This window comes from Ruminococcus albus AD2013 (assembly GCF_000526775.1).
Classification (GTDB): domain Bacteria; phylum Bacillota; class Clostridia; order Oscillospirales; family Ruminococcaceae; genus Hominimerdicola; species Hominimerdicola alba_A.
Genome location: NZ_JAGS01000001.1, coordinates 189,366 through 202,863 on the forward strand (window position 1 = coordinate 189,366; position 13,498 = coordinate 202,863).

Genomic DNA, 13,498 nt, shown 5'->3' on the forward strand with positions numbered 1-13,498 from the left:
TAAACATAAACAAAAGAAATGCATGGATCAAATATGAAGTTTATTGATGTGTAAATTAAAAATGCGGTGATACAGTGCATGAATTTCGCACTGGAGAATCTGGATAAGGGCGAAAACAGCGAAAAATCAAATAATAAGTGAACAGCTTTCGGTAATTTTTCCCGGGAAACGAATTTTCCACAGATGCACCGAAAGCTGTTCTGTTTAATTGACGAATATTACGGTTTGGTGACATTTTACAAAAGATGTGTGCCATGGGCTTGCATTTTTTATGTGAATGTGTTATAATATGAATGAAGATATGTTAAGGCGGTGAAATTATATGCTCGGTGAACTGGCAAAGCCCGTGATGTACCTCACGGGGGTCGGACCGAAAAAAAGCGAGCTTTACGAAAAGCTTGGCGTGAAAACGGTCTATGACCTGCTGTACCATTTCCCGAGATACTATATCGACATGAATGAACCGCAGGCTATCCGCGATGCGCCGCTTAATGAACAGGTGGTGCTGAAAGGTCGGGTGGTGCGCAAGCTCCCCGAAGGCAATATCAGGCGGGGGCTGACGGTCTACAAGGCGATATTCACCGATGATACCGCCGACTTAACTATCGTTATCTACAACGCGGGATTCATGTTCAAGGCACTGGAAGTCGGGCATGAGTATTTTCTTGTGGGAAAGCTGACTGGCAATATGATAAGGCGTGAGATAAATTCACCCCAGATATATCCTGCCGATGCTGAGCCTGTTCAGCCCGTGTATCGGCTTACCGAGGGCATCACACAGAATCAGCTTAGGCTGAATATGCGCACTGCGCTGGATTCTCTTGGCGGGTTCATATATGAACCTCTGCCTGCCGATGTGGTGAGGGAGCAGGGGCTGTGTTCACTGAGTTACGCTTTGCAGAATATCCACTATCCCACGGATATGCACACCCTTGAACTGGCGAAAAACAGGCTGGTCTTTGATGAACTGCTGACGCTGGCACTGGGTATGCTGATGATGAAGAGCCGAAGCCGTGAAAAGGCAGGATGTCCCATGGGGGCGGAAAGCATTGACGAGTATTACTCCGCTCTGCCATTTGAACTGACCGATGGTCAGAAAGGCGCGATAAACGACTGCATATGTGATATGCAGAAGGATTATCCCATGAACCGTCTTGTACAGGGCGATGTTGGCTCGGGTAAGACCGCTGTTGCGGCGGGTGCGGCATACTTCGCTTATAAGAACGGTTTCCAGACGGCGCTGATGGCGCCCACGGAGATACTGGCGGGTCAGCATTATGAAACGCTGAAAGGTTTTCTTGAACCGCTGGGTGTCAAGGTGGTACTATTGACAGGCTCTCTGACACCGAAAAAAAAGGAAAAAGTCAAGGCAGATATTGCGGCGGGTGAATATCATGTAATAGTGGGTACTCATGCGCTGGTTCAGGCAAGCACCGAATTCAGGCGGCTGGGACTGGTAATAACCGATGAACAGCACCGTTTCGGAGTTGAGCAGAGGGCTCTGTTGGCGGGAAAAGGGGACAATCCCCATAAGCTGGTAATGTCCGCAACGCCTATACCCCGAACTCTGGCGCTGATGATATACGGCGACCTTGATATATCGGTGCTGAAAGAACTGCCGAAGGGCAGACAGCCTGTGGAGACTTACGCAGTCACGGGAAAGCTCAGAGAACGGGCTTTCGGGTATGTGAAGCAGTATATCGAAGAGGGAAGACAGGCATATATCGTTTGCCCCATGATTGAGGAAAGCGACAGCGACCTCCGTGATGTGAAAAGCTACGCCAAGGAGATATCCGAGGGCGTTTTCAGCGAGTATCGGGTGGGTCTTCTCCATGGCAGGCTTTCTGCCGACAGCAAGGAAAAGGTCATGAAGAAGTTTAAAGCTCATGAACTTGACATACTTGTTTCCACCACTGTTGTGGAAGTCGGTGTTGATGTGCCGAACGCGGCGGTGATGGTTATAGAAAATGCCGACAGATTCGGACTTTCACAGCTGCATCAGCTGAGAGGACGAGTCGGCAGAGGTGAGCATAAATCGACCTGTATCCTGATAACAGATAATCCTACAGAGGAAGTCGTTCAGCGTCTGAAGATACTTTCAAAAAGTCATGACGGCTTTGAAATATCACAGGAAGATCTGAAACTCAGGGGACCCGGCGATTTCTTCGGCAGCAGACAGCACGGTCTGCCGAAAATGAAAATAGCGGATATGTCCCAGGATATGGAAATCCTTGTAAAAGCACAGGAAACTGCCAAGGAAATGCTATGTAAAGATCCACAACTTGACAAGGGCAAAAACAGAGGATTGAGAGAACTGGTAGAACAGCTGTTTGAGCAGGATATAGCTAATGATTGAATTTTGTGTATTTTTCACAAGAAAATGTGTTGGAAATGTGACGCGTAAAGTGTTATAACTTTGCAGTAGGGAGGCGCAGAATGGGCAGCGAAGAATATGACTGGCTGAGATTTGTTGTCGGTTATACTATCACAAGACTTGGTCTGCTGTTGGCACTGGTACTTTTCGGGGCGTTCACGGGTGCTGTTCTTTTTCCCTCACTTGTAACGTTTCTGCCTTATTCAATGGTAGGAGTGAAGAACTTCTTTACCCAGCCCGATGTCAAGTCGCTGGTGGGTACAGTGGTGATATGCCTGTTCCTTATATGGGTTTTCTTTGATGACGGAAAAAAGCATACGGCTTATGAAGAATGGAGTCTGACAACTATACTTGCAGTGTTGATTCTGGTCGGTATGTTTTACTTTATACCCGCGATTTTTAGGGATTCTTTTCATGCTGAGGGAAAGGGCGATATCTTTTATATGGTACTGTACTATCCTGCGGGTTGGCTGATCGATCTGTTCGATGATAACTATATAATAGGTATAATGTTCTCTATTCTGGTCATGCTGGGAACGGCATTTGCGGCATATGTTATATCATATAAGAATTATGTGAAGAAACACCCCGTTCTGCTGTCTTCCGGCGGACGTTCCGTGACATCTGATGAGGATGAAGATGCAGGGGATGATGATACAGATGAATGATCGTCATCCGATGTTTGACTAGAAGAATAAATGAGTACAAAAAAATTCTCAGTAAAATTTATAAATTTGTTAATTGGTTAAAATATGTATCTTTATAGTGGGAATTTACTAAAAATAACATTAGTATTTTGTGAATAAAATTGCAAAAAAATCGGTATTTTGACTTGTAAAAAAATCAAAAAAATGATATAATAATAAAAATATGTTTTGTAGTTTTTGCCTTGTTGTGTTTTGATGCACTGCTGAGTCAGACGGCATAAGCTGTGAAGCATTAAAATGGTGGAGGTGTATCTACAATATGAAGAATTATAGCTACGTCGCTAAGGATACCACGGGTAAAACCATTAAAGGTACCTACGAGGCTGACAGCGAGCAGGAACTGCTTGACAAGATCTATGAGCAGGGTCTGTTCTGTGTAAGCTATAGTGAAGCTCTGGGCGGTAGCAGAAAGGTCGCTCATAGGTTCAACACAGCTGAGCTGGCGTACTGCTGCAGACAGCTGGCTGCAATGATGTCGTCGGGACTGACGATAGTAAAGGCTCTTGATATCCTTTATAAAGAGGAAGAAAAGAAGGGCCCCAAGGAAGTCTGGAAGCAGGTGTATGAAGACGTTCAGAAAGGTGAAAGTTTCTCAAATGCGCTTGAAGCAAAACGTGGATGCTTCCCCGATTTCTTTATCTCAATGGTAGACGCGGGCGAGATCTCAGGTTCGCTTGATATCACCATGAAGAGACTGCAGGAATACTACGCAAATACCAATAAGCTGAACAATAAGATAAAGGGTGCTATGATATATCCTTGCGTTCTGCTCGTACTGGTCATTGCAGTTGTTATACTGATGAGTATAAAGATCCTGCCTATATTCAAGAGTATGATGCCTGAAGATAAGCTGAATGGTCTGCAGAAGGCGTTGTTTGGATTCAGTGATTTCGTCATAGACAAATGGTATGCACTTCTGATCGGTATAGTTGTACTGATAGGCGTTATCGTTTATGCACTGAAAGTCGAATCGGTAAGACTGAAATTTGACCAGGCAAAGCTTAAAATGCCCCTTATCGGACCTCTGATGGTAAAGATAGCTGAAGGCCGTTTCTCAAGAACTCTTTCTTCGCTTTATTCCAGCGGTATACCGATGGTTGACTGTCTTGAAAGATCTTCAAGAATACTTAACAATACATATATCGACAAGATGTTCATTCAGGTCGTAGATGAAGTTAAACAGGGTTCGCCTGTATCTACAGCTCTTTCAAAGACAGAGATATTTGAAGGCATGTTCTGCTCCATTATCTACGTTGGTGAAGAGTCCGGTGCTCTGGATGAAATTCTTGAAAAGACTGCGGACTTCTATGAAGAAGAAGCAGACTCCGCAGTAACACGACTCGTAGGATTGATGGAACCTCTGATGATCATCATCCTCGGTGTTGGTATCGGTCTCGTACTTGCTGCTGTATTCCCTATGCTTTACGGTGGTATCGCGGAGATGGAAAAGGAATAATATACGCAGAGGCGATAAGCCTCTCGTATATGATAGCCGTCTGTCAAAGGCGGTATAAAGAACATAAAAATTTTTATATTGAGGTGAAGGAATAAATGCTATCATTCGATTTTTCTGATAGGCAGATCAATATCGTAAAAGGTGATAACACAGCCAACAGGATCCGCATCGATAATTCGACATCCATACAGGTTCCTGCGGATATGATCGTTAACGGTGAAGTTATCCAGCTGTCAGGTCTGTCAGAGCTTCTGCTCACAACACTGAGATCTGAGCAGATGATGGACAGAGACGCAGTAGTAACATTCTCGTCCAGCAACATTGTTTTCAAGGAGCTTATAGTTCCTAAGGCTAAGGGAAGCGAATTCCTGCAGATGGTACAGAACCATATGAGCCAGGAAATGGGCATCTCCAATGAGTATGCTATCTCTTATACAGTAGTTGGCGAAGCCGGCGAGCAGAACCCCGGTTCTCTGAAAGTACTGGCTACTGCCTGCCCCAGCTCCATTGTTGAAGGTTTCAAAAAGCTTTTCGCTGTATTGAACATCAACCTCAGATCTGTTAATATCGGTTGTAACTCGATCTCCAGAATCGTTCTTAGCGATAAGTCCAATGCCGATAAGATGCCTCTGCTGGTATGCCAGCTGGACAACAACTTCCTGGGTCTGACACTGTTCGAGAACGGTCAGATGGCTTTCGCGAGATATGTACCGATCTCACCTGATGAGTACGATGCTGATGACTACGTTCTGGAAGCTCTGAACGAGAACATATTCAGAATGGAGCAGTTCAATAAGGCAAGAGGCGGCAACGGTCTGTCAAATGTTATCCTTTACGGTTTCATCGAGGACTACAAGAAGATTGTCGATGCTCTGGATGGACTGGAGATCAGAGCATCTGTTCTGGGTACACCTTCTCAGATAACAGGTTACGAGAATTTTGAGTTCACCGTATTCGCTAATGCTATCGGTGCACTTTATAGAAGAAACAAGCAGACCGAGAGGATCAACCTTCTTGAAGTTGATCACTCTTCAGGTAAGGATTCTTCTGCAGGCCTGAGTTCTATGCTGACTACTGCAGGTATCCTGTCTGCTGCTTCTGCAATACTGATCGCTGCAGTTTACGGCTTCATCGCTATGAGAACAAGCAATATCGACAGCCAGAAAGCAAAAGTCGATGAGCAGATAGCTGTTGAAGAGGAAATAAAGGCTAAGAACCAGCTTCTGCATAACAGACTTGAAATCATCAACAAGTACAAGAATTATGTACAGACAGTAGAATTGGATATCGATACTTTACCTGTACTGAAGCAGGGTAAGTTCGATAAGATACAGGAAGTACTTGAAAATCACAAAGCTACATACGATGGCACTACCTTCGATCTTCTCTCCGGTACAATGATAGTCAACAATATCACTGTTGAAAAGCAGGAAGAGGTTGAAAAGGTTACCAATGACCTGAAAGCTCTTGATTTTGTTGCTAATGTCGGATATCAGGGCTATAACGGTTCTGGCGAAGATGGCGAGGATGTTAAATTTACGCTGACTATTTATTTTGAGAAGGAAGGTGCTTAATCGATGAAGCTTAATTATCGTGATAGGATCGTACTTACTGCAGTTATTGTAATTCTGGTATGGGTAGCAGGTGTAATGCTCTTCATAAAACCTGCGATCGAAAATCTTCAGGATTCGCAGGCTGCACTTGATGATGCTAAGGTTACTCTTTCGGAATTGAAAGAGAGAAATAAAAAAGATGAGAATCTCCCTGAGAGGATCAAAGCTGCATATGAGGAAGTAACTAAGATGACTGAAACTTTCTATTCGATTCAGGAAAACCAGGTTGCTTCTCAGAAGATCGATGATCTGCTTGATGAAAATGAGATAAAGAATCTCGACCTGAATATTTCGCAGTACACTCCTGTCACACTCAAACCTTATGCTTATATAAGCAGCGAAGCTATGACAGATATGGATGCAGAAGTTCAGAAGTATATCGAAGAGACAGGTGCAGATCCTATTACTCCCGAAACAGCTGATGCTGAAGCAGGTGAAAAGGGTGAGGCTGTAGCAGCTCCCGTTGTTATCGGTAGCTATGGCGTTACATTATCCTATAAGGGCAAGATCGATGATGTAGAGAAGTTCTGTGACAAGATGCAGGAGTCTGCCAAGGAAAAGACAATGGTAGTACAGTCTATCGATTACAAGTTCTCTGCTGAAACGGACGACGAGGGCAAGCCTTTAACAGAAGAGGTTGATGACGGTAAGAAGAAGGTCAAGAAGACAAAGATATCCAAGACAGATGTTGAGGGTACAATGACTCTTACCATGATGGTTATCAAGAAGCTGCCTGAACCCAACGTATAATTAATTAGTTTATAGCGTTTGGTGGGCGGAATTATCCGCCTGCCAAATCGTGCTATAAAAAATGATTAAAATTTTTATTTTGATCATTTCACACAAAAGTCGGGGAACCCCAAAAAAACGAAAGGTGGTAATTATGAAAACTAAGTTCAAGTCCCAGCGCAAAGGCGCAGTCTTGGCAACAGTAACTGTGGTATCAGTTATGATGGTCGTTATTATAATGTCGGCTACTCAGTTGGTATCACATACAAATTCCAAGACAAATGAAGTTTACCGTGACAAGCAGGCGTACTATGTAGCTGCATCGTGTATCAGAGCGTTTGTAGCACAGACAACAGGCTTTTCACACGACGCAGGAAACACAGATGAAGAAATCACAGAGCAGATCAGACAGCTTCAACAGCTGGCTACTCAAGATGAGGTCGAAGTAAAGATCACAAGCGATAGTCACGGTGGTTCCAAAGTCGGAGACTCTCAGCCAAGATGGAACAACGCAAAATGCACTCTCAAAGTAGAAGCACTCACATCTGATATTAATGCTCCATTGAAGGTAATCTCAACTGCAACTTATCTTGGCCGGACAAAGACAGTTGTTGCTTATCTTAATGTTGCAACTTTGAGAAACCACAAGTTTACTCCTAAGGCTCTGGAGATCATCGGTACTGACGGCGGTATCGATACAAAATTTGAAAATCTTCAGGTATATGGTGCAACAGGCGCTACTTCTATGGAATCACATGACATGAATACAGTTTACAAGTTCAATCACAACGAAAATAAACTGTATGGTGAAACTGATATAAACGGTTCTATGGGCGTTCAGAACAACAACCGTTTCTACAGCAACCCTTACTTCTTTGAAGGCGTAGATGATACAATGGGCTGCGTACTTAATGTATCCAGATCAATGGTTTTTGTTGCAAATACTCCTACATTTGAACCCAGATTTGGTAAACAGCTGGACAACATGGAGCTGAATCCTAATTTATCAGGATCTGATTATAACTTTTTGAATGTTCGTCAGGCACTGATTTTCTGCAGCAACAATGCTAAGATAGGCACAAATGATGAAAATTCAGTTGATGTTCATGCAGGTTTGCTTTATTTTGGAAATAAAGACAACATAGGATCAGCACTGGAAACTGCTTGCGCTAGAAAAAATCAGACTGATACTACAGTTGATGTAAACGAGTATTGGGAAAATATCAGAGCAGGTTTCAACTTTGGTGATGGTAACGGTAATATTATTCATGGACACGTTTTCACACATGGTCGTGATGCTGCTAATATTGAGGAAGCAACTGGCGATACTATGTTTAACGGCGATATGGTAATAGCTAACGCAAAAGTAGAGGTTACCGGTGATGTATATGTAGACGGAGATCTCTATATGTGGGGATCGGATGCTCAGCTTACTACAAAAACAGTTCATATGAAGAACGGCCGTCATGTTTATAATTGTAAAAGACAATATGATGCTAACGGCAATGTAATAACTCCTTCCACGAGTGATATAGTTACAACTCTTAAGGGCGTAGGTGAAATTAAATGGGATGACTGGTCTGTTCCCAGAGGTAAGAGACCTCAGTTCCCGCTGCTTAGCGAAACTCCTTACTACTACTTCCCTGAACATCTTCTGTGCCAGGATGGCGTTTCTACTATCAAGGGCAAGTATGAGGCTATGTATAAGCCCGGTACTGATGAGCTTAATGTTGACACTGCTAACCCTTATCATGCTGACTCTGATCATGTTCCGCAGATCACAGACGATAGGTTCAGAAATAAGAACAGTGACGGTACCTATAAAAAGGTATATGGTGACCCGTCAGGTGAAGGTCCCGTATTCAGACCCGATTATGTAGTAACTGAAAGCTGCTATATCAATGTGCTTGGAGAAGACTCTAGGGGCGATGCTAGTGGTGCTTATATTGTTATTGACGTTGATGAGGCACAGGATGATATCGTTGTTGTACTGAAAAATGGAGGTTATACCAGAAATAATAACGTTATACTTGTAAACAACAGCACTGATCCCGAAGTTCCCGGTGAAGCTAAGTTCGTATACTTTGTAAGTGACTCCGGTGTTGGTACAACATATAATGAATATGCTACTTCCGGCGAAATATCAACTTATGATCACAGCACTTTTATTGATAAGCCTAAGTTTAGTTTCACAGGTGCAACAAACATTGTAATGGATCTCAAAACATACTTCAACAGCAATGTTTATACAGATGTTAATAACGGTGATCCCAGCAAAACAAGAGCAAAGTGCTCAGGTGAACCTCTTAACCCGACACCCGATCCCGCTAATACAACACCTAACGGAATTCAGCTTCGCTCAAATAACATATTCTTCCTGTTTACAGAAGGCAGTGAGCTGTTCTGTGATGAAGCTAATACGATCTTACAGGCAAGTGTTTATATGCCCAGAGCAACTTATCGCACAAGCAATAAGGGCAGAAATATAAAGATATCTCCTGATTTCGTTACAAACGACATGGAATCTGTTGCTATAATAGGAAACCTTGTATGTAATCATTATGAGGTAGAGAAAGGTAACAGAAATGCAATCGTTTATCTCGGCTTCTCACCTTGCTCGATGCTTTCTGTTATCAAGGGACATGGTGATGAACATGCTACAACAAGCTATGAGCTTGATCATTATGCTGCTTCGTAATGCTGAAGGGAGGATTTTATTATGAAAACTAATAAAAAAGGTATGACCCTTGTTGAATGCATTATCGCTATGGCAGTATTTGCTGTAGCCACAACAGGCTTTACTATGGCTGCAACTGCTTGTATGAAGGCTCAGGCAAAAACAAACAGGAGAATGACAGCTACCAATAACCAAACAACTAATCTTGAGCATTTTTCGACTTATTCAAAAGTATTGGATCCGGAGTATTCCAATGTTAATAAAATGGAGACCGGTACAAACAAGTTCACGATCACTTTTCCTTTTGAATCAGGAGATATCGTAAATAATAATGTTTACGGTTATAAATCCAGACTTGATGAAGATTCACCCGACGGAGTTTTTGAACTTTCATTCTTCTCGCCTGCTGAGCAGGTAAGTCTGGATTCCCATGAGTACTGGATAACACTCTACAATTGCAGTACTGAACAGAAGCAGTGGAATATTACTTGTACCGTTCCTGGCGATCTGCAGGACTTCGAATTTTTCAACAATGAAAAGGATTCATCTGCAGGGCAGGCTCTGCCGACCCATATATGGGCACCGAACGGTGGCTATATGAGGTTTGGTATCAGACAGAGAACTGCCGGTGTTGGTGATATCGACAATTGTCTGGTAATAACAGATGATGAGGGTAACAGCTCAGGACCAATCACAATAACAGACAAGAGGGTCAACGAAGGCGAAAATTACTGCTCTATCTACTATTTACCCGGTTATGATGAGAATCCATTCCTCTCTCCTGATGAATACAATACTGCTGACGAAGGTACTGAGGAGTAAGGGGGTATTGCGATGAAGAAGAATAACAAAAAAGGTTTCACACTGATCGAGCTTGTCATTGTTGCGACCATCATGGTTATGATTATGGGAGCAATACTCAACTGGATCAGACCTATGAATAAGTTCTATCAAAGGACACAGGCACTTTCCGATACAAATGATATCGGCTCGATGCTGATGGACTATGTAGATGATGAATTGCGATATGCTACTAATTTAGTTGTATTGCAGGGTTATCAGGGCGTTCCCAGATTAACGGGTCAAATGCTTACTGACAGCAGTGGAAATGCTCTTTCCTATGGTAAGTTCACAAATGTTTTGATACTTGATAACAGTGCTATAAGAGGTTCCCGTTTCAGTGGTTATGTTGCTGATTTAACTGTATCACGCAGAAAGGGTGCAAGGGGCTGTATAATCAGTGCGCTTGTTACAAATGATGGTATCGACACCGAAAATATGAGATGCCTTGGTAACGAACCTCTTTATAATGACTATGGCTGTAATTTTGAAGCATCCATGAATACTCTTGAAAATGGCAGCTGTTGCGTTACAGTAAACATGGAGCTGACAAGACCAAGACGTGAAGGCGCGAATTATGTCTTTGACAAGTTCGGATATAATCAGAGCAGAGATTTTGAGCTTGTTAACGTCAATCTGAATACTAAAGACGGTATGAAAGCTTCATTCTTCTCTTCTACAGGAGCAGGTCAGGCTCTTGACTATAATACGTTTTCAAGAGCTGCTGATCCCGGAACAAATCCTCAGGCAACTGAAAGCGGAATGTATTCAAATGATACTTTCACATACATTCTGTACACCAAGCAGCCTCCTGTTGTAGAAAAGGTCAAATTATCTCTGTATGAAAATCTCGGTGACACAGTTCCTATTAATACTCAGCAAATTAATGCAGGCAGCCCTATTCCCAGTAACATTATTGATTCTTGGGTATCTATAGGACAGTCAAGAACTACTGAGTATAGTTTTGTTGGAGGTAAGTGGAGAAGGGAAAAATTCGTTGGTATCAAGACGACTGAGGGCGATAAGGATATTGAAGAATTCAGAGAATCCGGTGTTCTCTCACCCCTTAGTTTCTATATTCGAACAGAGCCTGAGTATAAAAATGATCCCACTAAGTATTTATATTTCAAAGACAGATTTGATAATGGACATAATGATTGGGGCGAACCTCCTTCATTTGAAAAACAAAGATCAGGTATCTGGGATGATTATCATACAGTATCCGGCGTTGATGAAGGAGTCGGTGATTTAAACGGCGAGTATACCTTTGTTGGTTGGATATTAGAAGCTAATTATCCGCCAGCACCCGGTGTTAAACCTGATTATGATGATCCTTCCGGTTCTATGGCAGCAGGTTGGTTTGTAAACGGTCAGGAGTACGATAATGAGGCTACTTACTTAGCTGTTTATGAGAAAAAGCCTACTGTTACTTTCCACTTTGAAGCAGCAGATGATAGTAAACTGACTGCACCATTCCCTGCTGCTGATATTAGTGTTAGAATTGATGATGAATATAGTATAACTACATTCTTGTCAGAAACCAGATATATTAATATTACAAACAAATTTGAATCGCTTCTCAATGAGGGCTTATCATTCACGGGATGGACAGTTGTAGGCAGTGACGGTACTGATTACGGTAGTCTTTCCGGATTAGATCTTAGTACACTTACACCAGATGAAACTTATACAATTATTGGTGATGCTGATTCTAATCCTTATCCCGGTTCGTTCTTAGTTACTATTACAATTGAATCCGTTCCTAGTGGCTATTATCATATTCAAACTGCTGGTTATAATTATGGTCCCTATAATCAGTATACTGACTCAGATGTTCTGATACTTCATGAAGACGGTACTATTCTAATGGATAGACCTGGTTCTACGGTTCAATTTCCTTTTGTTGAGGGTGAAACAATAAAGATGTATGTTTTTGGTGAAAAGGCTAAATTTAATTTCGAAATACCTAATAATCGATTCGAACAATTATTTGAAGGAGAATCTAAATGGAAATTTGATGGTTCTAATTTAGTACAAATAGGATGATCAATAACAAAATTCACAAGCGGCTATTATCAGCCGCTTGCTGAAAAGATTTCCGCAGGTATTCCTGCGGAAACCTTTTGAGCAAAATGTGTAAAGCTCGTAAAAAAGGGCAAAAAAATACCGCTGAATAATTCAGCGGATATTTTTGAGTTTTTTAAAGGATATTTGCGATAACTGATGAAACTACTTCAATTGTTTTGTCAAGACCTGTGTAATGTACATAGAAATCTGCGATGGCGTCACCGTAAAGGGCAGCTACCGCGATGCCTAATGCAAGGTAAGGTCCGAACGCAAATACTGAACTGCCGTTTGAGTGTTTCAGTATCATTCCGACTATCGAGCCTGACACAAGAGCTATCAGCATGGCGATAAGTACGTTTGGCACTCCGAGGAAAAGTCCCGCAGCTGCCATCAGATATACATCTCCCATGCCCATGGCTTTTTCATGGCTCACAAGTGAGATCACAAGCAGCGGTATACTGATGATCAACGCACCGATTATCATCGATTTCAGGGTAATGTTGCTTTCTTCACGGCAGAATATGTACTTCGGTATCGCAAGTGCACCGATGAAGACAACTACCCATGTGTTTATCAGCTGTGTGTCCCAGTCCATAAAGAATACCACTATCAGTGCTGAGGTCATCAGCGAAACGATAGCTGCGTAAAGCGGATGGGATATTACATCAAAATGCAGGAAGATAACGAGGTAGCATATCCCGTTGAGCAGCTCGACTACTGTGTATCTGGGCGAGATCTTAGCACCGCAGGCATGACATTTGCCGCGCAGCAGACACCAGCTTACAACAGGTATCAGATCACGTTTTCTGATCGGTGTTCCGCAGGTCATGCAGTGAGAATTGCTTTTTATAAGGCTCTCACCAAGTGGCAGACGGTAAATACACACGTTCAGGAAGCTGCCGATGCATATTCCGAAGATAAAAACGAACACGTATACTATTATAAGATATAGTGTTTCGGTATCCACCTTTGATCTCCTCCTTTCTTAATAGAATTGATATGCATTCGCATTTCATATATATATTTTACCACAAT

Annotated in this window: 9 protein-coding genes; 8 read left to right on the forward strand and 1 reads right to left on the reverse strand. The window is 42.4% G+C overall.

The annotated features are described in order from the left end of the window. Nucleotides 1-322 precede the first annotated feature (322 nt). The 8 genes from recG (at nucleotide 323) to N773_RS0100945 (ending at nucleotide 12,442) form a co-directional block, all read left to right on the forward strand. Nucleotides 323-2,356: an ATP-dependent DNA helicase RecG gene (gene recG, locus N773_RS0100910; protein ID WP_024856004.1), complete on the forward strand. Its 2,034-nt coding sequence runs from the start codon at nucleotides 323-325 to the stop codon at nucleotides 2,354-2,356. Nucleotides 2,357-2,436: 80 nt separating this feature from the next. After that, a complete protein-coding gene (locus N773_RS0100915) occupies nucleotides 2,437-3,042 on the forward strand; it encodes a hypothetical protein (RefSeq protein WP_024856005.1) in 606 nt (201 codons plus the stop codon). A gap of 298 nt (nucleotides 3,043-3,340) precedes the next feature. After that, complete coding sequence (locus tag N773_RS0100920) at nucleotides 3,341-4,537, forward strand: type II secretion system F family protein (RefSeq protein ID WP_024856006.1); 1,197 nt, start codon at nucleotides 3,341-3,343, stop codon at nucleotides 4,535-4,537. A gap of 95 nt (nucleotides 4,538-4,632) precedes the next feature. Beyond that, a complete protein-coding gene (pilM, locus tag N773_RS0100925) occupies nucleotides 4,633-6,111 on the forward strand; it encodes a pilus assembly protein PilM (RefSeq protein ID WP_024856007.1) in 1,479 nt (492 codons plus the stop codon). A gap of 3 nt (nucleotides 6,112-6,114) precedes the next feature. Then, entirely contained in the window at nucleotides 6,115-6,900 is a 786-nt protein-coding gene (locus tag N773_RS0100930; protein WP_024856008.1) for a hypothetical protein, read from the forward strand. 133 nt (nucleotides 6,901-7,033) lie between these two features. Further along, the gene (locus N773_RS0100935; RefSeq protein ID WP_024856009.1) at nucleotides 7,034-9,577 is read left to right on the forward strand and encodes a hypothetical protein; all 2,544 of its coding nucleotides are present in this window, start codon (nucleotides 7,034-7,036) and stop codon (nucleotides 9,575-9,577) included. Between the two features lie 21 nt (nucleotides 9,578-9,598). Further along, complete coding sequence (locus tag N773_RS0100940) at nucleotides 9,599-10,378, forward strand: type IV pilus modification PilV family protein (RefSeq protein WP_024856010.1); 780 nt, start codon at nucleotides 9,599-9,601, stop codon at nucleotides 10,376-10,378. 12 nt (nucleotides 10,379-10,390) lie between these two features. Then, entirely contained in the window at nucleotides 10,391-12,442 is a 2,052-nt protein-coding gene (locus N773_RS0100945) for a type II secretion system protein (protein ID WP_024856011.1), read from the forward strand. A 154-nt stretch (nucleotides 12,443-12,596) separates the two neighbouring features. Here N773_RS0100945 and N773_RS0100950 read toward each other — a convergent pair whose 3' ends face one another. Then, on the reverse strand, nucleotides 12,597-13,430 hold the full coding sequence (locus N773_RS0100950) for a prepilin peptidase (protein ID WP_024856012.1): 834 nt from the start codon (nucleotides 13,428-13,430) through the stop codon (nucleotides 12,597-12,599). Between the last annotated feature and the right edge of the window lie 68 nt (nucleotides 13,431-13,498).